The 23,542-nt window shown below is 45.9% G+C and carries 18 protein-coding genes and 1 tRNA gene; 14 read left to right on the forward strand and 5 right to left on the reverse strand.

What is annotated here, in order from left to right:
- Positions 1-401: 401 nt before the first annotated feature.
- Positions 402-1,010 (reverse strand): phosphatidylglycerophosphatase A family protein, encoded by a 609-nt coding sequence (locus MHH49_RS15725; RefSeq protein ID WP_036686950.1) that lies wholly within the window; start codon positions 1,008-1,010, stop codon positions 402-404.
- A 269-nt stretch (positions 1,011-1,279) separates the two neighbouring features.
- Here MHH49_RS15725 and MHH49_RS15730 point away from each other — a divergent pair, with 269 nt between their 5' ends.
- The 3 genes from MHH49_RS15730 to MHH49_RS15740 all read left to right on the forward strand — a co-directional run bounded on the left by MHH49_RS15730 (position 1,280) and on the right by MHH49_RS15740 (position 3,993).
- Entirely contained in the window at positions 1,280-2,413 is a 1,134-nt protein-coding gene (locus MHH49_RS15730) for a GerMN domain-containing protein (RefSeq protein WP_341138787.1), read from the forward strand.
- A gap of 163 nt (positions 2,414-2,576) precedes the next feature.
- On the forward strand, positions 2,577-3,335 hold the full coding sequence (rph, locus tag MHH49_RS15735) for a ribonuclease PH (RefSeq protein WP_036686952.1): 759 nt from the start codon (positions 2,577-2,579) through the stop codon (positions 3,333-3,335).
- A gap of 1 nt (position 3,336) precedes the next feature.
- The gene (locus tag MHH49_RS15740; protein ID WP_038573081.1) at positions 3,337-3,993 is read left to right on the forward strand and encodes an XTP/dITP diphosphatase; all 657 of its coding nucleotides are present in this window, start codon (positions 3,337-3,339) and stop codon (positions 3,991-3,993) included.
- Positions 3,994-4,405: 412 nt separating this feature from the next.
- Here the strand turns inward: MHH49_RS15740 and MHH49_RS15745 are convergent, their stop codons facing one another.
- Both MHH49_RS15745 and MHH49_RS15750 read right to left on the reverse strand, forming a co-directional pair.
- Positions 4,406-6,808: a glycosyl hydrolase family 18 protein gene (locus tag MHH49_RS15745; protein WP_076099468.1), complete on the reverse strand. Its 2,403-nt coding sequence runs from the start codon at positions 6,806-6,808 to the stop codon at positions 4,406-4,408.
- 60 nt (positions 6,809-6,868) lie between these two features.
- Positions 6,869-8,830, reverse strand: coding sequence for a glycosyl hydrolase family 18 protein (locus MHH49_RS15750; RefSeq protein WP_341138253.1), 1,962 nt, complete (start codon positions 8,828-8,830; stop codon positions 6,869-6,871).
- A 602-nt stretch (positions 8,831-9,432) separates the two neighbouring features.
- Between MHH49_RS15750 and MHH49_RS15755 the strand changes: the two genes are divergently transcribed.
- The 4 genes from MHH49_RS15755 to MHH49_RS15770 all read left to right on the forward strand — a co-directional run bounded on the left by MHH49_RS15755 (position 9,433) and on the right by MHH49_RS15770 (position 12,352).
- Complete coding sequence (locus MHH49_RS15755; protein WP_036686960.1) at positions 9,433-9,867, forward strand: NfeD family protein; 435 nt, start codon at positions 9,433-9,435, stop codon at positions 9,865-9,867.
- Entirely contained in the window at positions 9,867-10,802 is a 936-nt protein-coding gene (locus MHH49_RS15760; RefSeq protein WP_341042941.1) for an SPFH domain-containing protein, read from the forward strand. Before MHH49_RS15755 ends, MHH49_RS15760 begins: the two co-directional genes overlap by 1 nt.
- Positions 10,803-10,904: 102 nt before the next feature.
- The gene (locus MHH49_RS15765) at positions 10,905-11,360 is read left to right on the forward strand and encodes a cupin domain-containing protein (protein ID WP_036686965.1); all 456 of its coding nucleotides are present in this window, start codon (positions 10,905-10,907) and stop codon (positions 11,358-11,360) included.
- Positions 11,361-11,515: 155 nt separating this feature from the next.
- Entirely contained in the window at positions 11,516-12,352 is an 837-nt protein-coding gene (locus tag MHH49_RS15770) for an aldo/keto reductase (RefSeq protein ID WP_036686969.1), read from the forward strand.
- 114 nt (positions 12,353-12,466) lie between these two features.
- Here the strand turns inward: MHH49_RS15770 and asnB are convergent, their stop codons facing one another.
- Positions 12,467-14,311 (reverse strand): asparagine synthase (glutamine-hydrolyzing), encoded by a 1,845-nt coding sequence (asnB, locus tag MHH49_RS15775; RefSeq protein ID WP_341042942.1) that lies wholly within the window; start codon positions 14,309-14,311, stop codon positions 12,467-12,469.
- 144 nt (positions 14,312-14,455) lie between these two features.
- Here asnB and MHH49_RS15780 point away from each other — a divergent pair, with 144 nt between their 5' ends.
- A complete protein-coding gene (locus MHH49_RS15780; RefSeq protein ID WP_036686975.1) occupies positions 14,456-14,812 on the forward strand; it encodes a hypothetical protein in 357 nt (118 codons plus the stop codon).
- 209 nt (positions 14,813-15,021) lie between these two features.
- Positions 15,022-15,095, forward strand: a tRNA-Arg gene (locus MHH49_RS15785).
- Between the two features lie 1,705 nt (positions 15,096-16,800).
- Here the strand turns inward: MHH49_RS15785 and MHH49_RS15790 are convergent.
- Complete coding sequence (locus MHH49_RS15790; RefSeq protein ID WP_076297355.1) at positions 16,801-17,709, reverse strand: serine hydrolase domain-containing protein; 909 nt, start codon at positions 17,707-17,709, stop codon at positions 16,801-16,803.
- A 444-nt stretch (positions 17,710-18,153) separates the two neighbouring features.
- On the opposite strand from MHH49_RS15790, the gene MHH49_RS15795 reads away from it, so the two are divergent.
- From MHH49_RS15795 to MHH49_RS15815, 5 genes are all read left to right on the forward strand, one after another.
- Positions 18,154-19,167: a LacI family DNA-binding transcriptional regulator gene (locus tag MHH49_RS15795; RefSeq protein ID WP_341138254.1), complete on the forward strand. Its 1,014-nt coding sequence runs from the start codon at positions 18,154-18,156 to the stop codon at positions 19,165-19,167.
- A gap of 24 nt (positions 19,168-19,191) precedes the next feature.
- Entirely contained in the window at positions 19,192-19,941 is a 750-nt protein-coding gene (locus MHH49_RS15800) for an alpha/beta hydrolase (protein WP_339809299.1), read from the forward strand.
- Positions 19,942-20,054: 113 nt separating this feature from the next.
- Positions 20,055-20,927 carry an ABC transporter permease gene (locus MHH49_RS15805; protein ID WP_341138788.1) on the forward strand — a complete coding sequence of 291 codons (873 nt, stop codon included), beginning with the start codon at positions 20,055-20,057 and terminating at the stop codon, positions 20,925-20,927.
- Positions 20,928-20,944: 17 nt separating this feature from the next.
- The gene (locus MHH49_RS15810) at positions 20,945-21,844 is read left to right on the forward strand and encodes a carbohydrate ABC transporter permease (RefSeq protein ID WP_036686985.1); all 900 of its coding nucleotides are present in this window, start codon (positions 20,945-20,947) and stop codon (positions 21,842-21,844) included.
- A gap of 57 nt (positions 21,845-21,901) precedes the next feature.
- Complete coding sequence (locus MHH49_RS15815; RefSeq protein ID WP_076129208.1) at positions 21,902-23,506, forward strand: extracellular solute-binding protein; 1,605 nt, start codon at positions 21,902-21,904, stop codon at positions 23,504-23,506.
- Positions 23,507-23,542 lie beyond the last annotated feature (36 nt).

The following is a 23,542-nucleotide window of genomic DNA, read 5'->3' on the forward strand; positions in this document are numbered from 1 at the left end:
TGCGTCACACAGATCATTCGGACTCAGATGCCGCTATTCGTGGGTAGAAACACATCTTGTCGAGTAACTAAGTGTTGGTATTGACTAATTGGGGAATTCCTCCCTGTTTTTTGAGGATTGTTGAGGTGTAGAGCGGATATTAGGGAATTTCTCCCTAATATTCTACGAATGTAGCTATAAATTAAGGTTTTCGTAGAGTTATTAGGGAAGAATTCCCTAATACCTTAGGTTTTGAACGATTTTCGGTATTTTTTAGGGAGATTTTCCCTAAAACGGTCCCAACCCAATCCAACCCAACCCAACCCAACCCAACCCAACCTCAAAAAAAGCGATTGTCTCATAACCCGCAAGGGCTACGAAACAATCGCTTTTTAATTCTCAGAGTGTACCCAAAACACCGGTTACTCCGGTTGTTTTTCATGTTCTGCAAGTTTCCTTGCAGCTTCTTCGCGATCCTCAGGTGAATGCGGAAGTTCGAGGTCTATCTCACGCTCTGCTTGCTTACGGTGTGCGATTCGGCTACTAGCTGCAGCGGCTACAGCTCCGACGATATCGTCGAGAAAGGTGTGGATCTGCCCGGTGTTTTTGTCGTTCAACCGTTCAAGAACGCCTGGCTTAAGCTTGTCCACATAACCATAGTTGGTGAAGCCAATGCTGCCGTATACATTTACGATGGAGAAAGCCAGAATCTCATCCACTCCGTATAATCCCTCATCATTTTCGATCATATCCTGAAGCGGCGGAAACAACTTCCCCTCCTCCGCGAGCATGTCCAATTGAATGCCCGTAAGTACTGCATTTTGCACTTCCCGTTTGCTGAGTACCATCTCAACGTTATGGACACACTCTTCCATTGTTAAGTTTGGATAATATTTTTTTTGCAGAAACATAACGAGCTCTGCGATTTCCTGCAGGTTCACTCCACGCTTATTCAACCACACTTTGGTCGCATCTGCGACTGCCTTGCTGTTCAGACTGTAAGGTATTTTTGCGATTGGTTCATCAGCCATGATTAGTCACCTCGTAAGTTAAGTCTTTGCATTACAACGTTCGTTAGCATGATGTTAAGCGCTGGTGTTATCTCAGATTGTACGTTTAGAAGAAGTATTTGTCCAGAAAGCGGAGTCTATGTGAATTAAAATCTAGATCCAACCCAACCTGAAAATAAAGTACACAGGCTTTTCCAACAATTTAGGATAAGCAGTTGTTATTTTTTGGACAAAGGTCTCGTATACATAGCAGTACAAATGCTATCTAACCTTGAAAGGGGTAATAAATGATGAAAACAATGCAACAAATCCGCGGGATTTCCGCGGTCTGCCTACTCGCAGTTCCACTGGCACTGTCCGGTTGTGGCTTGTTCGGTTCGGAATCAGCATCGATTGATGCTCCGCCACCTGAGGTTGAAGCGCAGATGCTACAGACAGAGGGAAATAACACTTTGGATTCAGGTGTATTTGGTCCAGTGGCTCAGGATGATGCACAAACAGCTGTTAAGGACAGCACCAAAACCGCTAAAGCAACGGATAAAACAACGGCTTCCGGTGACCGGACGACCGTATATTTGGAAGATGGAAACGGCTTACTCGCTCCAGTGTCGCTAAATCTGCCAAAAAGCAAAGATTCCAGCACGCTCAAGAACTCTTTAATGGCATTAGTGAATAAGGGAGAATATGCGTCCTTATTGCCAGAAGGCTTCCAAGGCATTCTACCAGCTGGAACTGAGGTGCAAAGCATTACGGTAGACAAGTCGAATCTGGCAGTTGTTGAGTTCAATTCGGAATTTAACAACTACGATGCTGCGGATGAACGCAAAATCCTTGAAGCGATCACTTGGACGCTGACCGGTCAAGATGACATTAAAGGTGTACAGTTCTGGGTAGATGGTAAAAAGCTTACGGAAATGCCGCTTCAAGGTACTCCGCTGGATCGCCCGCTGTCCCGCACAATGGGCATTAACCTGCCTAAACAAGGTCCATCTTTGATGAACTCTAGTGCGGTTACTGTTTATTTTTCCACAACATCTCCTGACGGTATCCAATATTATGTTCCGGTTACGCGCTTTGTACCCGCAGGGCAAGAACAGCTGACTGCTGCTATCAATGAACTGATTGCGGGACCTGAATCCGGAGACGGTCTGGAAATGGTTATGACACAGGGCACATCACTTGATTCGGTTGAAGCCGGACAAAACGGTGTTGTTACTGTATCCTTGACTGACGATATGTTCGCAGATGGGAAGGAAGTTCCTGCCGAATTGCTGGAATCGGTTGTTCTGACTGTTGCGCAAAATACGGAAGATGCTCTGGTTCAAATTCGTTTGAACGGCAAACAATCGATTACTGACACTGACAATGTGGATTATAGCAAACCTGTTTCTGCACCTGAATTTTTGAACGAGCTCCCGTTATAGAATGACCTTCTAAGGTTTAAAAGATGCTTTTGTGCCTCCTCTTTGGTAGAATAAAAGTTGCTCAAAAAGACGTAACGTCCCGAACGGTGAACTGCCGCAATGAACAACAGGGAAACGGGACTCACACTAAACTATTAGCTATACGATGTAGGAGGCAGAAAAGATGAGATCAAACGGGCGAACTGACGACCAATTACGGCCGCTGACAATAACGACCCAAACGAATAAATATGCTGAGGGCTCCGTGATCATTGAGATGGGAGACACCAAAGTTATTTGTACGGCTACTGTAGAGGAAAAAGTGCCTCCGTTTCTTAAAGGACAAGGAAAAGGCTGGGTAACTGCTGAATATTCGATGCTTCCTCGGGCCACTCAGTCCCGTAATCAACGTGAAGCTGCACGCGGTAAACTTACCGGACGTACAATGGAAATCCAACGGCTGATCGGCCGTGCGCTTCGCTCCGTGGTGAATTTACAAGCGTTAGGTGAACGCAGCATTACGCTGGATTGTGATGTGATTCAGGCGGATGGGGGAACTCGGACGGCTTCGATAACAGGCGCTTTTGTTGCCATGGCATTTGCTATTAATAAAATTGCACTACAGCACAAGCTGGCTGTTTTTCCTATAACAGACTTTTTGGGAGCAATTAGTGTAGGTGTTGTAGGGGATAAAACACTGCTCGATCTGAATTATGAAGAGGATTCCAAAGCCAAAGTGGATATGAATGTAGTCATGACCGGCGGCGGTGCTTTTGTTGAGGTACAAGGAACTGGCGAAGAAAGACCATTCTCGCGTCAAGAGCTGGATCTTTTGTTGGGTCTAGGTGAGAAAGGGATTTATGAACTGATTGCCGCACAAAAAGAAGCGCTCGGAGCGATTGCTCTGAAAATCCCTTCCGGCCAGCCGGGCCAAGAGGTGTAACATGAATTCCACGGGCAATATTCTCATTGTCGCTACGAAGAATAAGGGGAAGGTGCGCGAATTCGAGCACGCTTTTGCCCCGCTGGGCCTGACAGTTAAGAGTATGTATGACTATCCGCATCTGCCCGATGTGGTAGAAGACGGAGCTACTTTTGCAGAAAACGCATTTAAAAAATCCAAAGCCGTAGGTGACGCACTTGGAATTCCGGTACTCGCTGATGATTCGGGTCTTTGTGTAGATGCTTTGGATGGCAGACCTGGTGTGTACTCTGCACGTTTTGCAGGTGAAGATGCTACGGATGGGGAAAATAACCTAAAGCTGCTTAGCGAGCTAGAGAGATTGAAACAGGGGGAAGACACAGATCAGCCTTTGCTGAGCACGGCTAGGTTCGTCTGTACTTTATCGCTGTACGATCCAGTTTCCAAGCAGGAGCTAACCGCAGAAGGTGCGGTCGAAGGTTGGATTACTTCAGAACCATCAGGTGCCGGTGGTTTCGGTTACGACCCGCTATTCTACCTGTCGGAACATGAAAAAACTATGGCCGAGCTTACGCTGGAAGAGAAGCAGCAGATCAGCCATCGAGGAACTGCACTGCGACTGCTGACGGCGAAGCTGGAGAAGAAACTGGCGGCTGAAGGCGGCCTATCGCCGGAATAGAGTTTTTTATAAAAGTGGGGGTGTCCAAAAGCCGCGAAATGGCTGCTGGGCACCCCCGTTTTTTATACCTTCCCTTTGAACTAAGCCTCAAACTTCGTTCGATTCTAACACATTTACCCGTATGAAGCTGCCACCCGGACACAGCTGACCTTAAACGTAGCTATTTCCGATAATTGAGATTCTACTGGACCCCAAAGTCGCTATGGGCACGAAAAACACCCCAAAAGAAGCATTTCATAAGGAATAGCAGCACTGGAGTCCGAAACATAGCTCCAAAGGCTTGAAATTTGTAAATAACGTCAACTGGGTCCTTAACGTAAGCCCCAGAGAATGAGTATGACTCTGCACTAATAATGGGATGTTCTCCTTGTAATGGGACAATCTTCTTGTTGGAATCAAAGAGAGCACCCGATTATATCAGCTTCCAAAGAGCAGGTGTAGAAGCTGGCTCCCACCCCTGAAGTGAAGTGTGAGGCTGCAAGCAGGTATACGTTTTTCCACTGTAGGCAACGACATCACCTACTTTATAAGCAACTCCTGTTACCCAGCTAGAACCTCCCGAAGTAGGTGTAGCAGTCGGTAATGGAGTTTGCGTGGGTGTTACGGTTGCTGTAGGCGTCGGTGCCACCGTTGGTGTCAAAGTCGGTGTTACCGTTGGAGCTACAGTTGCCGTTGGTGTAGACGTTGCTGTTTCACATACGCTGATGTATTTCCAGACACCGTCCGGTCCGCTAAGATCGGGACGATCGCCTTGTGTCCACCACTTGGCTTCATAGATTGAGCCGTTGTAGGAAACACGTTGTCCGCCAGTATATGCGGTTGCCGCATTCCAGGTCGCTGCCGAGCATTGTCCCGGCGTAGGAGTAGGTGTTGGCGCTACAGTTGGCGTTGGCGTCACGGTTGCCGTCGGAGTCGGTGTTGTTGTAGGTGTTGCCGTTGGTGTTGCTGTTGGTGTAGTCGTCGGAGTAGGTGTTGCTGTCGGTGATGCAGACGGTGTTGGTGTTGGCGTAATGCCTCCGTACAGTTTATCGTATTCCTGTTGGGACGAGTTTCCGTTCAGGGTGATTCGCTGTGGACCGCCTGAAAAATTCAGCTTCATCATACCCGGAATTTCAAGTGAAGCTCCATTCGCAATAGTTTGAGTAGCTGTGCCTGTAATACGGTAGCGGTTGAAATCCCAGGCCGTGGAGATTTGCTCAACGCTACCGGCTCCCCATGCCGAGGTTAGGGTTGTAGTTGTTGGCAGGTCGAATTCCAGCTTCCAGCCACCGGGAATATCCGCACCGGTGTTGTTCGTTATTTTTAATGAATAGGTATAGTTCGGATGATCATAAGCGCCGCTGAAGCTGAGGTTGAAGTTTTTAGGTTCAGGCAACTGCGGCTTAGGAGCTCCGCCCGGCGGCGAGGCTGTCTTCAGCTGATCATAGGCAAAATCGGTCAGAGAATTGCCGTACGTATAAGTGCCATCGCTCTGCTCAGAGTAATCGCCCGTTAATTCCCAGAACATCATGCCTCCCAAGCCTTTTTGTTTAATGTAATCCAGCTTGTAGCCTAGAGATTCCTTATCTTCATACGTAAGAAAAACCTTCTTGTCTGCGTTGAACAAGTACGGTGTTTTGGTAACAGGATCGAAGTAACGTTTATTCGCTGGATCTTTGAGCAGATTTAGCACATGCCAGATTGGATTTGCACCAGCAGGCTGCTCTGGTGCGGGATCATTCCAGATGCCGTATTGGCCATCTGCTCCCCCACCGGTTGTCGGAGCTGTGCCGTAAAGGCCGGTATTGTTGATGCCTCCATTCACATTTTTCCAGCCTCGTGAATAATAAGGAACTCCGATCACGATTTTTTCCGGAGGAAGCGTACCGAGATAGTATCGGACCGCCCAGTCGGTATTCAGAACCGGAGTACCCAGCGCAGCAGTTTCAGTATCGCGGGAATCCGGGTACAGTGCAGAATGCGGCCCTACATAACCATTCCACGCACCATGGAAATCATAGGTCATAAGGTTCGCCCAGTCTAAATACTGATTGGCTTCCCCAAGCTTCATGCCCCCAAGAATCCAGGAAGAGGCGGTGGCCGCAATGGTCAGATCATATTTCTGATTGTCTTGTGAACCTGCCAGATCGAGCTTTTCGCGAAGTTTTTTCATAAGAAGAACGTAGTTGTTGTAATTAACTGTACGCAGCGGTTCTGCCACGGCAAAATCGTTAGGATTACCGGACTGCCCAGTGCCAGAAGGGTACTCCCAATCGATGTCCACTCCGTTGAACTGATAGGTACGCAGAAAATCCACAACACTATTGGCAAAAGCTTCTCGCCCGGCTTCCGAATTCGCCATGTTGAAGAATCCTCCGGAACCCGACCAGCCGCCAACAGAAATCAGGGTGCGTACATCAGGATAGAGCTGTTTGTACTTGATCAGTTGGTTAAAATGCCCCTTAAAAGGCAGGGTAGTCAGCTGACCGGGATAGTCTTTTTCGATTGCAGCTGTACGGTCCATGAGATCAATCTTGTTCGTTTGAGGATTTACCTTGGCGAAGGCGTAGTTAATATGGGTAATTTTATCCCACGGAATTTTGTCTACGGTGTAAAATCCTTTGTTCTCCTGATCGCCCCACTCTGGGAAGTAAGCAACGATTTTGCGAGGATGGTCAGCTGCTGGAGCGGGAGCGGAAGGTGTTGTTTCCGTTGCATGGGCCACTGGTAAGGATGCACCTGTCCCGGTGTAAAGTGGAACCAGAACGATTAGGCTCATTAGCGCAGCAAGGTAACTTATGGATATTTTGCGCTTAGCACGTGCTTTTGCAATCATATTTAATATACCTCCAAGGGGGGATAATGTTATTTAGGGAACGCTGCTTCCTGCATGACTTTAATTGAGCTTCCAAAGAGCAGGTGTGGTGGCTGGCTCCCAGCCCTGAAGTGAAGTGTGGGGCTGCAAGCAGGTATATGTTTTTCCGTTGTAGGCGACGACATCACCTGTTTTGTACGCAACGCCTGTTCCCCAGCTAGACCCTTCCGAAGTAGGTGTAGCGGTAGGCAAAGGAGTTGGCGTAGGTGCAACGGTTGCAGTTGGCGTTGGCGCGACAGTAGGCGTAGGTGCAACGGTTGCGGTAGGCGTTGGTACTACCGTAGGTGTTAAAGTTGGGACCACAGTTGCAGTTGGCGTTGGTGTCGCTGTTCCGCATACGCTGATGAATTTCCAGACCCCATCAGGTCCGCTAAGATCAGGACGATCCCCTTGCGTCCACCACTTGGCTTCATAGACTGAGCCATTGTAGGAGACACGCTGTCCGCCAGTGTATACGGTTGTTGCACCCCAGGCCGCTGCCGAACATTGTCCCGGTGTAGGCGTTGGGGTTGGCGTCACGGTTGCAGTTGGCGTTGGCGTTGCTGTTGCCGTAGGAGTTGGAGTTGCCGTAGGTGTAGGTGTAGGTGTAGGTATTGGTGATGTGGATGGTGTCGGTGTCGGCTGCACCACTCCGCCACCAAGATCGGCGTTTAGTTTATTGGTTAGTGTTTTGTTCCGGTCACCACTTGTTTCCCAGAACATAGCACCTGCAAGACCCTTGGACTTCAGGTAGCTGATCTTGTGGCCAAAGGATTCTACGTCGTCATAGCTGATAAAGGTTTGATTTGTTGGATTATAGAGATAAGGCACTTTGGATGTATCATTCCAATAGCGGGTATAGCCGTTTTTGTTGATATAATTAGCTTCGAGATCATAGAAATCATAGCTGCCTTTTTCCCATGTTCCTGTTGGTGAGATGCCAGCGGATACCTGATATTGGCCGTTTCCTGAAGCAGGAGCTCCGCCCCAACCACGACCGTAAAAAGCCATGCCAAGTACAAGCTTGTTCGCAGGTACACCATTCGCAAGATAGGAGGTTACCGCTTTATCGATGTTAAAATTTTGCGGTTCGGTTAAGCCCGAAGCGGAAGCTGCGGGATCATAGTACAACGGAGCATTATGTCCGGTGGTGGTGTTCCAGCTCCCATTAAAGTCATAGGTCATAATATTGATCCAGTCGACAACGGAAGCAATGCCGGCCAGGTTATTGTTGTTGATATACGTTGGGCCTGCCCCGGAAGCAATGGTCAGCAGATAGGTTTTTCCATCCGCCGCGCCGGCTGCATTTAGCTTTTCGCGAACTTTTTGCAGCAGCAGTACATAGTTTTCTTTATCTTCAGGACGGTAGCTATTGCCTGCGAGTCCACCACTTACTGGATATTCCCAGTCGAGATCCACGCCGTCCATCTTGTATTTTCGAATAAAATCAACCGCGGAATTGGCAAAAACCTCACGGGTCGCAGCTGTCGCAGCTACATCCGAGAAACGGTTCGACCAGGTCCAGCCCCCAACGGAGATTAGGGTCTTCAGGTTCGGGTTCTTTTCCTTCAGCTTCCATAGCTGCTTCAGGTTACCTTTGATGGGATCATCCCATTTGTCATCCCCGAAGCTTTTTCCAGTGTCAATCCACGGATCACCAAGAACAATCGTACCGTTCGGAACGCTGATGGCTTGGCCTTGTTCATTCTGGCAAGACCAGGTCACCGGATTAGGTCCAGTGGGGTCGGGATTGCCATGAATGCCATTCCAACAAATATCCGCAAAAGCGTAGTTAATGACATTCATTTTGGTAGGATCGATATCTGTTACATTGTAAGCACGCCCGTAAGCGGCCCATGAAGCGTAATAACCAACCAGTTTGTAATCCTGTGCGGCGTTGGCTGTTTTGGGACTGCCACCCAGGGTGGAAAAGAGTGTCAGAACAAGCGCGGCGATCATCGCAATTGCAAAGGTTTTGCGTGAAGCTTTTTTCGTGAAGATCATTGAATTTCTACCTCCTCGATTCAAAGTGTAGTTCGAAATTCTTTTCGGCAAGATGTCCTGACCTTCACCTCCCGTCGGTTGTAGTGCACCATCACCCTTGGCGTCCCTATCATTCTATTGAAGTTCAATTCGTAGATTCAGCAGCAAAAAAGCAGCGGTCCAAATCAAGCCTTACCCAATCAGTAAGCGCTTTCTTTTATGCTTTTTATGTGCTGCTGTTTCATTGATTTTAAAAGATGTAACATGCTGTGTATGGTTTGAATGAATAGAGGAGGATGTTTGGAAGTTGGATAATTAGGATGAATTAGATATAAATGGGTGATGGTAACTCTTATTCTCAAGCATAGCTTGCAATTGCGCTAGGGATAAAATCAGGTGATATAGGGGGAGAATTTTCTAATTTATAGTGACTTGTCAAAAAGTGAACCCTTTTGGATTTGTATACTCGCCTTTTATCAAGAAACTCATGAAGAAACACATAACCACCGATGTAATGAATATAAATTATATACATGCCTGAAATATTTTTTTATGGAACTATGCAACGCATCGATGTTTCTTTTCGTTATAGTAGTATCATACGGAAGGTGGTGGGCTCACCGATGGTTGTGTGGGTGTTTTGGCTGATCGCAGCCGGTGTCCTGTTTGTTGTAGAGATGATGACGCTTACTTTTTATTTATTGTGGCTTAGTATTGGTGCTTTGGCCGCAGGTTTGGTGTCGCTGATTGTTCCCGAAGCCATTTTGTTTCAGGTGGTCCTTGGATCACTGGTCGCACTTGGTCTGACTATATTCTCGAAACCACTGGTTTCTAGATTTCGCCATTCACGTGGGTTCAAGGATACAGGTACAGAAATCATCGGTAGGCAAGGAGTAGTTGTTGAGCCGATAGAGCAGGGACGTTACGGGCAAGTGAAGGTAGGCGGAGATACGTGGAGCGCGACCTCTGAACAGTCTCTGGGCAAGGATGAGGTTGTAAGAGTAGTGAAAAGAGGCACGACGATTATCGAAGTAGAACGATGGGGGGAAATGAACTAATGCAATGGGCAATTATCGCAATTATTATTGTAGTGGTCGTAGTTTTTGTGGCATTAACAGTCAAAATCGTACCACAGCAGCGGGTAGGCGTAGTGGAAAGGCTCGGTAAATTTAATCGTCTGCTGACACCGGGGCTGAACATTCTGATTCCTGTAATTGATCAGGTGCGCACCTACCATGATTTACGGATTCAACAAGCAAATGTACCTCCGCAAACGGTAATTACAAAGGATAACGTGCAGGTGCAGATTGATACGATTATTTTCTACCAGGTGGTTGGACCAGAGGAAGCTACTTATGGTATTTCTGATTATGTTTATGGGGTAAGAAACATCTCGACGGCAACGATGCGGCAAATCATCGGTAAGCTGGAATTGGATGAGACCTTGTCTGGACGGGAAAAGATTTCGACGGATATCCGTCTTGCTCTCGATGAAGCTACTGAGAAGTGGGGCGTACGGATCGAGCGTGTGGAAGTTATCGATATCAAACCGCCGTTGGATATTCAGGAAGCGATGGATAAGCAGATGAAAGCAGAGCGGAGCAAACGTGCCATTGTTTTGGAAGCGGAAGCTGCCAAGCAGGATATGATCCTGCGCGCTGAAGGGGATAAACAGAGTAAGATTCTAAAAGCAGAAGGCGATAAAGAAGCGCGTATCCGTCAAGCTGAGGGTTCACGGCAGGCGCAGGAACTGGAAGCACACGGTGAGGCTAAAGCGATTCAAGCCGTGGCAGAAGCAGAAAAATCACGTATTGAGCTGATTCGTTCAGCAGGTCTGGATGAGCAGGTGCTGGCTTATCGTTCCTTCGAGGCTCTGGCTGAGATTGCCAAAGGCTCTGCTAATAAAGTGTTCTTGCCAACTAGCGCTGTTGAAACACTGGGAAGTCTTGGAGCGATTGCGGAAGTCTTCAAAGCGAGCAAGGACAGTAAATAGATTTTACAATTCGAGCTTATTCCGTTAAAGTAAAAAGCAAAAACAACCTTATGCATATGAAGCTATTGTTGTTCATGCTAACTTTGAAGGAGAGAAGCTACTGTGACGCAAAAAGAAATTTCACCGCTAGTTGAACTGCTTGGATTACAGCCTCACGTTGAGGGTGGTTGGTACAAAAGACTTTGGAATTCGGAATTTGAAATTTCGCAGGAAGTGTTAGGCGATAGCTATTCTGGATCACGTCATTCGGCATCTTCAATTTATTTTTTACTTCACGAAGGCGAACAATCTGATTGGCATACAGTATTGTCCGATGAAGTTTGGTTGTGGCATTCCGGTAGTCCAATCGTGCTTAGTCTCGGAGGTAATGGAGATAAGCCTGAGGATGTGCAGGAAGTTATTCTGGGTCTCGATATTGCTGCAGGCCAGCAGCCACAAGTGGTTGTTCCAGCGGGAGTATGGCAGGCCGCGCGTTCGTTAGGCAAAGAGCCGACGCTGGTATCCTGTATTGTTTCTCCTGAATTCCACTTTGATGATTTCAAACTAATTGAGAAATAAAGAAGAGCGGGGGCGCTTACGCCTCCGTTTTTTTATAAGGATTTGGGGAATGATGAAGCCATCTGCTATACTTTTTATGGTAGCGTTTGCTTCTTAAGTGGGTAAATAGGTTAAGTATGTTTAACGAAATAACAATAAGCTTGGAGGGTTAAGCGATGAGTGAATTGAATGCACCGTTCTCGGGTGGTCCTACTTTAAATGACGGGGTGACCATGCCGTGGCTGGGTCTTGGCGTGTATAAGACTAAAGATGGCGAAGAGGTTATTCATGCGGTCAAAACCGCAGTGGAATTAGGATATCGCAGTATTGATACGGCAGCCGGATACAATAACGAAGAAGGCGTAGGACAAGCTATTCGTGATTGTGGAGTGGCCCGTGATGAGTTGTTTATTACGACTAAAGTACGAAATCCTGATCAAGGTTATGAGTCTACGCTAAAAGCGTTCGAGGATAGCCGGCGCAAGCTAGGTCTGGACTATCTAGATCTGTATCTCATACACTGGCCGGTGGCAGGAAAATATCGTGAGACATGGAAGGCCTTAATTCATCTGCAAAAAGAAGGCCTCATCAAATCTATCGGCGTGAGCAATTTTCAGGTTCATCATCTGAAAGATATCATCGAGGATACCGGAGTGGTGCCTGTGGTGAATCAGGTGGAATTCCATCCGCTGTTAACTCAGCGTGAGCTGTTGAAATATGCCAATGAACAGGGCATTCAGCTTGAAGCATGGAGTCCATTAATGCAGGGGAATCTTGACCTACCGCTCTTAAAAGAGTTGGCTGAGAAGTATGGTAAGACCCCTGCTCAAATTGTACTTCGCTGGGATTTGCAGCAAGGTGTCATTACGATACCTAAATCCGTACATGCGGATCGAATCAAGGAGAATGCAGGATTCTTTGACTTTACGCTTAGTGATGAGGATGTCAAAGCTATCGAGGGCTTGAACAAAGACCATCGATTTGGCCCGGACCCGGACAACTTTAACTTTTAAAGGTCGTTCAGATAAGATCGTAGAGTAATCCTTTGCAAATACAAGCCAAACAGCAAGCCACCGGATATGGAGACTTGCTGTTTGGCTTGTCGATTACCTCAGTTGTCTACGCGCTTATTGGATGGAGACGTTATATTTACGCAGCCAGAGATCCACTTGGGCGAGGTAAGCAAACAGCTGAGGACCGGACATGAGCTGGCCGAACCAAGGCAGATTGGTTGAGGATTCCGGGGAAGCGGCGATCTCACGGATTTTGGCAGCATCAATTAGCGGAAGTAGGGGGGAAGTGGAGTCATCCAGAATGTTTAAAACTTGAGTTCGTACCGCATCTAAATAGGCAGGATTATGAGTTTTGGGGTAAGGGCTTTTTTTGCGGTAGAGCACATCGTCTGGAAGAATGCCTTCAAGAGATTTACGTAAAATCCCTTTTTCACGGCCCCCCAGATTCTTGATTTCCCAAGGAATATTAAATACATATTGAACGAGTCGGTGATCACAATATGGAACACGTACCTCTAGCCCTGCGCCCATGCTCATTCGGTCTTTACGGTCTAGTAGAGTAGGCATGAAGCGGGTGATATTCAGATAGGACATGACGCGCATTTGTGCTTGTTTTCCCGTTTCTCCATCCAACTTTGGAACTTCAGCCACCGCATCGCTATATCTGTCACCCAAATATTCCAGTGGACGGATCCACTCGTTAATTTCTGGGGAAAGTAGACTTGCACGCATTTTCGGAGCAACTGACCAAGGAAAAGTGCCTGAGGAGAGCATTTCCTCACGGTGGAACCAAGGGTATCCGCCAAAAATCTCATCCGCAGCTTCACCAGAAATAGCTACTGTCGCGTTCTTTTTAATCTCCCGGCAAAATAAGTACAACGAAGAGTCCACATCGGTCATCCCTGGTAAATCCCTAGTGTACAAAGCATTATCCAGCGCTTCTACAAGCTCCGGGGTATCGAACGAGATGTAGTGGTGGTTTGTATTCAATTCATCGACCATTCGTTTAATCCACGGCCCATCTGCTCCCGGCTGGAAAGTATGACTTTTGAAATGTTTGTCGTTATCTACATAGTCTACGGAATAAGTATCCACTTGTCCCTGACCATTCCGTTTGTAGTAATCCACTGCAAGTGCCGTCAGCGCACTGGAATCCAGCCCTCCCGACAAAAGAGAGCAAACAGGGACGTCTGAGACCAGTTGGCGTTCGAGTGTATCTTGGAGCAGTTCACGCACCTTAGCGGCTGTCTCTGCTTCATTGTCAGTATGCTTTGCGCTCTCCAGCTTCCAATAGGCGTAACTGCGCAGACCTTCACGGCTATAGATCATAGCATGACCTGGACGAAGCTCTTGCATATCCTTATAAACACCATGACCCGGTGTACGCGCTGGACCGATGATGAAGATTTCTGCGAGACCTTCAGGACCCACGATTGGTTGTACCTTAGGATGCTGCAGCAACGCTTTAGGCTCTGAGCCAAAAACTAGCACATCATCAACCTTGCTATAGAACAGGGGTTTCACACCTAAACGGTCACGTGCAAAAAAGACTTGGTCGCGAAGACCGTCCCATACTGCAAAAGCAAAGATCCCATTGAGCTTCTCTGCGCAATCCGGCCCCCATTCGATATAGGAATGCAGCAGCACCTCTGTATCGCACTGGGTGCGGAATTGATGCCCTCGCTGCTTAAGTTCTTGTTTGAGTTCGAGGGCGTTATATAATTCGCCGTTGTAAACAATCGCGTATACCTGTTCCTCATGGCGGGTGATCATGGGCTGGGCACCGTTCTCCGGATCGATAACGCTAAGTCTGCGGTGACCGAAAGCACAGGGGCCTGAGATCCAGGTTCCGGCTGCATCGGGGCCGCGGTTTGCTAAAGTTTCAGTCATTTTGACCAGCAGCTGCGAGTGCTGAGTGAGATCTCCGCGCCACTGGATAAATCCGGTTATTCCGCACATGATGGTTCATCCTCTCTTTTGTGCGATTGTTGTCCTTACTTTTTTGCCAAGTAATACAGATATATGCCGAAGGAAGGCATAAAATGTATGTCCTTATCCGAACACTAGGGGAGAGGGGAATTTGCCAGGAGGGAAGGATGACAGGTGTATTATATTAAAGACGCCAAAATTCGCAGAATGATGGAGTACGATGGTGCGCCTTGTGCAGAAGTGGGTGTTTTGCCGGGTGCTGTTAGTGATCCTGCGCTTTTGGTGTATATCGTTGAGGATCGGCGTGAAGAGGGATATGAGATTGTCCGTATTCTGACTAATGATGCTGATACCTCTACCGATTGGTTTGATAACAATATGCATGACGCTTTTCAAGATGTGACCTCGAGTGCATTTACAGGCAGCAACTTCATGTCGCCAGAAGATGAGCATTCCAAGTTTCAAAGAGAATTACTCACTTTTGGGGATTTGAAAAAGCAGCTGGAGAAGCGTTTTCGAAAGCTGGAGTAAATAACGAAGGCTTGTAAAGTGTACACTGGAATCGCTGAAAAGGACGGCAGAAATGCCGTTCTTTTCATTTCCTGTGGTTATACTGACGTGTAAAAAAACCGCACCGAAAACTCTTTTATTATTTTTCTAAGTTGTTTTGACTTGAAAAATCCGCTGAATAAGGTATAATAAATATCGTTGCGTCAATACATAGTATTTATTTCTTATATGTCCCGGTAGCTCAGCTGGATAGAGCATGCGCCTTCTAAGCGCACGGTCAGGGGTTCGAATCCCTTCCGGGACGTCAATTAACAGCCTTCCTTCGGGAAGGCTGTTTTTGCGTGCGCGAGTTTTAGTTCGAGGTCACACACGGGATACCTTTGTCTTCCTTCTTGAACTAAACGTCGAAATTCGAGTCATCGTTGAACATTAAACTTCAAACGACTAGATCACATTTGTACATACGCAGCAGCTATCGGACTCAGATGACCTTAAATGCTGAAAGGTATGGGATTTTCGATGTTATCGGACTCCATTATCGCTATTGGTATCAAACGTGCCCCAAAAGAGCCGCTTTCTCAGGAATAGCTGCACTGGAGTCCGAAACGTTGTTCAAAAGACGATAAATGAGCAAATAAGGTCATCTGAGTCCGCGAGCCTCCTCAGCAACAGAAAGTGCTGGTTACTTGGTGTGATGAGCTACTTGTAGGCGGTGGAGAATTACGGTTTGAGCATCGATTGGTGTGAACGCTTGGGCGTGTTTAGCTACTAATCATCGTTGAACATCAAACTTCGAACATCTAGACCACATTTGTACATTACGTAGCAACTATCGGACCCAGATGACCTTAAATGCTGAAAAGTGTGGGATTTTCGATGTTATCGGACTCCATAGTCGCTATTGATGCCAAACGTGCCCCAAAAGAGCCGCTTTCTCAGGAATAGCTGCACTGGAGTCCGAAACGTTGCTCAAAAGGCGATAAATGAGCAAATAAGGTCATCTGAGTCCGCAAGCTTCCTCAGCCTCAGAAAGTAAATGGTTACTTGGTGTGATGAGTTACTTATTTTGCACATATGCAGCAGCTATCGGACCCAGAGGACCTTAAATGCAGAAAAGTGCGGAATTTTCGATGTTATCGGACTCCATCGTCGCTATTGGTATCAAACGTGCCCCAAAAGAGCCGCTTTCTCAGGAATAGCTGCACTGGAGTCCGAAACGTTGCTCAAAAGGCGATAAATGAGCAAATAAGGTCATCTGAGTCCGCGAGCCTCCTCGGTCTGAGTAATGCTGGTTACTTGGTGTTGTGCATCTATTGTTGTTGACTGCATGGCGAGTTTGATGGTGGGGACTTACGGTTTGAGCATCGATTGGTGTGAACGCTTGGGCGTGTTTAGCTACTAATCATCGTTGAACATCAAACTTCGAACATCTAGACCATATTTGCACATACCCAGCTGCTATCGGACCCAGATGACCTTAAATGCTGAAAAGTGTGGGATTTTCGATGTTATCGGACTCCATCGTCGCTATTGGTGCCAAACGTGCCCCGAATGAGCCACTTTCTCAAGAATAGCTGCAGTGGAGTCCGAAACGTATCTCAAAAGGCGATAAATGAGCAAATAACGTCATCTGAGTCCGCAAGCCTCCTCAGCAACAGAAAGTGCTGGTTACTTGGTGTGAGGAGTTACTTATTTTGCACATACCCAGCTGCTATCGGACCCAGATGACCTTAAATGCTGAAAAGTGCGGAATTTGCGATGTTATCGGACTCCATCGTCGCTATTGGTATCAAACGTGCCCCAAAAGAGCCACTTTCTCAGCAATAGCTGCGCTGGAGTCCGAAACGTTGCTCAAAAGGCGATAAATGAGTAAATAACGTCATCTGAGTCCGCAAGCTTCCTCAGCCTGCGACAGCGCTGGTTACTTGGCGGTGTTATGTACTAATCGCCGAAGAATGTAAATTACCCATTATGCGCACGCTAACCTCAAGCCATAAAAAAGACCGCTCCTAAAGAAGCGGCCAGATTTCCTCCCAGACGATATCCAGGATGCCCTGCATGTTATCTTCCATGCTGTTAATTGCAATGACTGCTTGAGCGTCCGGCACCACAAGACAGAATTGTCCATGAGCGCCATCGGCACGGTAAGCGTCGTGGGAGCAGAGCCAGAATTGGCAGCCGTATCCTTCTCCCCAGTCGCCGATTCCATCATTGTCGATCTGTTTTTGTGTAACAAAATCGATCCATGCTGCGGGGATCAGTTGCTGGCCCTGCCACTTTCCTTGCTGTAAAAGCAGCTGTCCAAACCGGCTTAACTCTTCCGTGTTAATCTGAAGTCCGGCACAGCCAAGGGTTACCCCTTGAGGTGTTGTTTCCCAATCCACATTGTTTATACCCAGAGGTGCAAACAAACGAGGTACCAGATAATCCTTTACGGTTTGCCCGACGCGGGCTTGCACCATTGCAGAGATCATAATGGTATCTCCGCTGCTGTATGTAAATTTCTCTCCGGGAGCTCTGTCTAAAGTCAGAGATAAATAATGCTGCACCCAATTTTTATCCTTCAAGGCTAATCTCTCTTCAGCCCAAAATGGAGGGGAGTCGTGCCCTGTACTCATTCGCAGTAAATCGAACAAAGTTATATCTCCGGGCTGCATGGAAGGAGGTGTTTGTTTAAGAGGAGAGACATACTCCGGAAAAACATCTTTAAGCGTTGTTTCCAGTGTCAGCTTCCCTTTATCAATGGCAAGACCTACTGCCATAGAAGTAAAAGACTTGCTGACGGAATGCTGCAAGCGCCGAATATCCTCCGTGAGATCCAGTTTTCCCACAAGGTTTCCGTTTTGAAGCACACGAACATTGAAGATATTCAGGTTTCGTTCACGAGCCTTAGCTGCGAATTGAGCCATGTTCAACATAAAAAGAGTCCTTCTTTCTCTTGATATTCCTAGCTAGGATAGCGAAGTGACAAAAAGAAAAACTAGAAAAATGAGTGGAAACGTTTTCTGTAAAAACGATAAAAATCGCTAAATTGATGGTATTCCATTCTTGTTTCAAAGTCAATAAAGCAAGAAAAACTATTGATTGATATATAAATACCACTTATTTCTAATTTATAGATTGAGTAACTATAGACTTATTGTAATTTTAACCAAATAAAAAGTGATGAATCACAATTTTTTTTGTGTTTTTAGTTGACTTATAAAAATTACCTGTTCATAATGGACGAAGTAAGCGGAAAAAACACGCTAAGGACTCAAAATGATGTCGTGGGAAACGTTTCCCATCATTTCATGCGTTTCCACAACCTGATTTTCATCGGGTGAAGGGGGGACTCATCATAGGAGTGGAGCAAGGTAAATATGAATATCAAAGATATTGCAAAGCTATCAGGCGTGGGTATCGCCACAGTCTCCAGAGTAATCAATAATAGCGGTGTTGTAAGCGATACAACTAGAGCTAAAGTAATGGCGGTTGTTAGAGAACATAACTATATTCCAAATGGTAATGCGAGCAACTTGAAAAAGACGCGATCCAATACCATAGCGCTAATGGTAAAAGGGATCTCAAACCCGTTTTTTGCAGACATGATCAAGGAAGTTGAACGCCAGGTGAACCTGCGGGGATGTCCGCTAATGATCCAGCATGTAGAAGATGGAGTAGACGAGATCGATATCGCTCTACAGCTTGTAAAAGAAAAAAATCTATATGGCATAATTTTTATGGGCGGAACGTATGATCACTCCGAAGATAAATTCAAACAATTAAAAATTCCATTTGTTCTGACTACCATCACGACTACAAAAGAAGTCGATCCTGCTGTTTTTTCAAGCGTGATCATTGATGATCTTCAGGAATCTTATAAGGCTGTCAGCTATTTAATTTCATTAGGACATCGCAATATCTGTTTTTTGGCCAGATTTCCTCTGGTGCAAAATACAACAGGCAACCGGCGGCTTATGGGATATATCAAAGCGCTTGAGGAGCATGGAATTGAGTACGACCCTTCAATGGTAGAGGATTGTGAATATAGTCCCAGCTCTGGCTTTACAGCTACCAAACGTCTGCTCAATAAGAAAAAAGATATCACTGCTGTTTTTGCTGCATCAGATACGATTGCCATTGGGGCGGCTAAGGCGTTATTGTCCTTGGGCTTATCAATTCCAAATGATGTTTCGATTATCGGATTCGACGGGATTGAAATGGCAGAATATTATCATCCATCTCTGGATACGATCAGCCAACCCGGAGTGGATATGGCGAAGGCCAGTGTTGAAATTTTGTTTGACCTGATCACAGGTGATTCGCAAAACAAACATATGGTATTCGAATCCGTACTGGTTAAGCGGGGATCTTGCAAGAAAATAAACAAATGAATAAGAACGAAAAGGAGATAACTCATGGCATTATTAACAGTTGAGACAGGCTCTCCTACCTTGAGAATGACAACGACCATCAGTATTATCTCCCCCGTCGATTCAGGCAATATGTCTGGAGGAACGCTCTATCTGCTGCATGGTGCTGGTGATAACGCCAGCACTTGGCACAGGATGACTACTATTGAGCAGTATGCAAGTCAATATGGTTGTACAGTCATAATGCCGCAAGTAAACAGGAGCTATTATACAGACATGGAGTACGGACTGGATTACTTCCACTATGTGACCCATGAGCTTCCCGAGCTTTGTGGCCGAATGATGAGGTTGGATGATAATCCGCAGAAGACGTATATCGCTGGTTTATCGATGGGCGGGTATGGCGCTCTGAAATGTGCACTTACCTATCCCGAGCGTTATAGCAAAGTGGTTTCGTTATCAGGAGTTACCGATCTCCAGAAACGATTAAACGATCCGCAAATGTCCAAGGACATGGCGAGGGAGATGGCGGGTACTTTTGGAAAACGCTTACAAATTAAGCCGGATCAGGATCTGTACGCTTTAGCCGCTAAATTGGTCGACGATAGACGTAACCTGCCTTCGATTCTGACTTGCTGTGGTTCGGAAGATCCGTTTGTGGAGATGAATCGGGAATTCGCAGCTTACCTGGAGACGACCCCTTATGAATTTCAGTATGTTGAGACCCCTGGAACTCATGAATGGCGATTCTGGGAGGAACATCTGAAGACAACCTTTGATTTCTTGTACAACTAAAAGACATAAGCAGAGTGAGGAGATGCAAATTGAAATCCGAAGTTGCAATACCGGCTAAAAAAATAAACGACAGCAGATTCCAACTGTTCCTAAGAGAAGTCTGGAAGAACAGAATGGTCTATACTCTGGTGCTTCCTGGACTAGTGTGGCTTTTCCTATTCGCTTATCTGCCGATGGGTGGTCTATCTCTGGCTTTTAAAGATTTTAAAGCGAATTTAGGAATTTGGGGCAGCCCATGGAGCGGATTCGAGAATTTCACCTATGTGTTCCGTGACCCGGCTTTTATTGACGCCGTATGGAGAACGTTAACCATTAACATCGGTAAGCTGATTATTCAGTTCCCTTTTCCAATCATATTGGCATTGCTGCTGAATGAACTGCGCATGAATCGTTACAAAAAAGCTTTACAGACGGTGTTCACATTTCCGAACTTCCTGTCATGGATCGTAGTATCCGGGGTTGTTATCAATGTGCTTTCCTATGATGGTCTGGTTAACAGCCTCATTCAAATGTTTGGCGGGACAGGCATTAACTTCCTGGGTTCTGAAAAAATGTTCGTTCCGATGTTGTATCTTACGGATATCTGGAAATCAGCAGGTTGGGGAGCCATTATTTTTATGGCCGCTATCTCTGGTATTGATACAGACCAATATGAATCCGCACAGATTGATGGTGCTACACGCTTGCAGCAAATGTTCCGCATTACTCTGCCTAACATTCTTCCGACGATTACGATTATGTTTATCCTTTCTGTCGGTGGCCTGATGTCATCTGGATTTGACCAAATCTTTAACTTGAGCAACGCTGCAACGAAAAATGTCTCGGAAGTACTAGATGTGTATATCTACCGAATCACGTTCCAGTCTTCAACAGACTTTTCATTCTCCACTGCAGTCAGTTTGTTCCGTTCACTTGTTAATATGATTCTGCTGATTCTGGCAGATAGAGCTGCCAAACTTATGGGCGGAGACGGTTTATTCCGGTAAGAAAGGAGTGCAAATGTATGAGTAAAAAAAAGCTGACCATTATGCAAGACCATAAAAAAATGACCGCTATGGATTATGTGATTTTCGTAATTCTGAGTGTAGGCGCTTTGGCCATTCTTATTCCATTCTGGAATGTCATTATGATTTCTTTTTCTACGCAAAAAGAATACGCTGATAACCCTATGATGTTATTTCCGAAGAACCCAACACTGGAATCCTATCGGGCACTCTTTGCTGATGGGCGGATCGGGACAGGGTATTGGAATACCTTTAAGATCTTAATCTTAGGACTCCCGCTTAGCTTGTTCTTAACGACAAGTATGGCTTACGGCCTTAGCCGCAATAAATTCCCGGGTAAAAAGCTGATTTTTATGCTTGTCCTGTTCACAATGATTTTTAATGGCGGGATTGTACCTTTGTATCTGGTGATGAAGGATCTGCATCTGACAGGCAACCTTTGGTCAGTTATTCTGGCTGGAAGCTTCAGTGCGTTTAACCTGATTCTGATGTCGAACTATTTTAGCAGTCTGCCTGAGTCCCTGATGGAATCTGCGCGACTTGATGGTGCTGGGGAATGGAGAATCCTGTTCTCTGTAGTCCTGCCATTATCTGCTCCAATCGTAGCTACCATCACACTGTTCTACGGAGTAGCCTTCTGGAATGGATGGTATGACGCCATGATCTTCCTGCGGAAAGCGGATCAGATGCCACTGCAGAACGTGTTGCGATCTATCATTATGGAAGCCCAAGTGAATGCATCGAATGCCACAAGTGTTGACGCAGTGGGTAAACAATCATTCTCCATGGGTATGAAAATGGCGGCAGTATTCGTTACCATGGTTCCTATTATGTGTTTCTTCCCAATGCTCCAAAAGCACTTTGCCAAAGGGGTACTTACAGGGGCTATCAAGACCTAGGGATTTATGATTTATCCATACAAAAGAGGGTCAGTCACACAATTTAAGGAGGACAAAATGAATATTTTAAAAAGAAAATCTGTAAAGTCAATCCTTGCCGGTGTTTTATGTCTTACTCCAATCATGTTGGCAGCATGCTCAAGCTCAGACAATAATGCTAATAGCGGAAATTCAGGCAATCCAACAGATGGATATAAAGATGAGTTGAAGATTTCGTTAGCCAGCACCATTAAGACAACAGAATCTGATTTTGATAACGTGTATCATAAATATTTTACGGATAAGTTCAATATTAAATGGGATTACAACTATATTGAATGGGATTCATGGGCTGAGAAGCTGCGCCTGTGGATTAACTCCGGTGATCTTCCTGACGTAGCAAGCTGGAACTATGTTCACGGTGATGCTCTTAATTACATTGATCAAGGGCTGCTGTACAAGCTGCCAGATGACTGGAAAGAACGTTGGCCGAATGTGGCAGCCGCTTATAAGCTGACAGGACTTGGCGATGAATTGGAGAAAGCGGTAGGTGGCACTTATGTTCTGCCAAGACCGGTATACTTTGAGAACAAGCCGGCAGATCCGCTCATTAACCAAATCGGAGTAATTGCTCTGCGTTCTGACTGGGCTAAAGCCGTTGGTTTTGAATTGAAAGATGCCTACACTACTACAGAACTGATGGAATTTGCTAGATTGCTTAAAGAGAAAGACCCTGGCAAGGTAGGAGATAAACTCATTCCTATTTCTTATGACATCAACGATGCTTTGACTAATATTGTAATGGCTAATAGCGTGCATTCCAGAGTAGAGTCGGCATTCTATAAAGATGCAGATGGCAAATACCAATGGGGTCCAGCCAACGATGAAACGTTAGCGGCACTGAAAGAACTTCAAACTACTTATAAAGAAGGATTACTGCACCCTGAGTTTTATACTTGGAAAAATGGCGAATCTGGCCAAAAGTTCACAGTTAACGGTGTTTCCGGTATTACGAGTCTAGGTGGTTTGGCTTCTTACAGAAAAGACATGGACGTTAAAATGAAAGATAACCTAGGTGTAAATAGTGATGACCTAGTGCACACAGCTATTGTACTTGGCGATGACGGTAAATATCGTAACCTCGATCAAGTTAACTTCTGGTCTGCTGTAATCTTCTCGCCAGATATCAGCAAAGAGAAATTTGAACGGATTATGGACTTCATGGAATATACAACAAGTAAAGAAGGTCAATTGACCGTTAACTTGGGCTTTGAAGGAACAGATTGGAAAAAAGGCGAAAATGGCGAATTAATCAGCCTACTCCCTGAAGGAACAACATTGGATAAGAAATATCCGAACCGTTTTGAAGGACTGTATGTCTTGGCGGATGACTTTAGTGTCGTGAACCCTGCGATCAAAAAAGAATATCGCGATCGTTCTGTAGAACTGTTCAAGGAAAAAGCTGAGCTTGCGTTAAAAGACAAAGCAACGGCTGAATATGACTGGGATTACCAGTTGTATGATTCCAAGGCTAAAAATCAGGCTTCCTTTGACTATGCTACAGAATACACTAACCTGATTTTGAAACCAGGCGATCTAGAGGCGAACTGGAAAGAATGGGTTAAGAGCAAACAATCCCTCGTTCAGCCGGTTCTAGATGAACTAAACAATCTAAAAAAATAGCTTTCGCCCTATGCATGTAGGAATGAACCTACAGGA

It is taken from the genome of Paenibacillus sp. FSL F4-0122 (assembly GCF_038002845.1).
GTDB lineage: Bacteria > Bacillota > Bacilli > Paenibacillales > Paenibacillaceae > Paenibacillus_AQ > Paenibacillus_AQ odorifer.

What these genes read in the sequence shown, in the direction of transcription:
- MHH49_RS15725 (WP_036686950.1), bottom strand. Translation starts at nt 1,010, where the DNA reads ATGGCTGATGAACCAATCGCAAAAATACCTTACAGTCTGAACAGCAAG.
- MHH49_RS15730 (WP_341138787.1), top strand. Translation starts at nt 1,280, where the DNA reads ATGAAAACAATGCAACAAATCCGCGGGATTTCCGCGGTCTGCCTACTC.
- rph (WP_036686952.1), top strand. Translation starts at nt 2,577, where the DNA reads ATGAGATCAAACGGGCGAACTGACGACCAATTACGGCCGCTGACAATA.
- MHH49_RS15740 (WP_038573081.1), top strand. Translation starts at nt 3,337, where the DNA reads ATGAATTCCACGGGCAATATTCTCATTGTCGCTACGAAGAATAAGGGG.
- MHH49_RS15745 (WP_076099468.1), bottom strand. Translation starts at nt 6,808, where the DNA reads ATGATTGCAAAAGCACGTGCTAAGCGCAAAATATCCATAAGTTACCTT.
- MHH49_RS15750 (WP_341138253.1), bottom strand. Translation starts at nt 8,830, where the DNA reads ATGATCTTCACGAAAAAAGCTTCACGCAAAACCTTTGCAATTGCGATG.
- MHH49_RS15755 (WP_036686960.1), top strand. Translation starts at nt 9,433, where the DNA reads ATGGTTGTGTGGGTGTTTTGGCTGATCGCAGCCGGTGTCCTGTTTGTT.
- MHH49_RS15760 (WP_341042941.1), top strand. Translation starts at nt 9,867, where the DNA reads ATGCAATGGGCAATTATCGCAATTATTATTGTAGTGGTCGTAGTTTTT.
- MHH49_RS15770 (WP_036686969.1), top strand. Translation starts at nt 11,516, where the DNA reads ATGAGTGAATTGAATGCACCGTTCTCGGGTGGTCCTACTTTAAATGAC.
- asnB (WP_341042942.1), bottom strand. Translation starts at nt 14,311, where the DNA reads ATGTGCGGAATAACCGGATTTATCCAGTGGCGCGGAGATCTCACTCAG.
- MHH49_RS15790 (WP_076297355.1), bottom strand. Translation starts at nt 17,709, where the DNA reads ATGTTGAACATGGCTCAATTCGCAGCTAAGGCTCGTGAACGAAACCTG.
- MHH49_RS15795 (WP_341138254.1), top strand. Translation starts at nt 18,154, where the DNA reads ATGAATATCAAAGATATTGCAAAGCTATCAGGCGTGGGTATCGCCACA.
- MHH49_RS15800 (WP_339809299.1), top strand. Translation starts at nt 19,192, where the DNA reads ATGGCATTATTAACAGTTGAGACAGGCTCTCCTACCTTGAGAATGACA.
- MHH49_RS15805 (WP_341138788.1), top strand. Translation starts at nt 20,055, where the DNA reads ATGGTCTATACTCTGGTGCTTCCTGGACTAGTGTGGCTTTTCCTATTC.
- MHH49_RS15810 (WP_036686985.1), top strand. Translation starts at nt 20,945, where the DNA reads ATGAGTAAAAAAAAGCTGACCATTATGCAAGACCATAAAAAAATGACC.
- MHH49_RS15815 (WP_076129208.1), top strand. Translation starts at nt 21,902, where the DNA reads ATGAATATTTTAAAAAGAAAATCTGTAAAGTCAATCCTTGCCGGTGTT.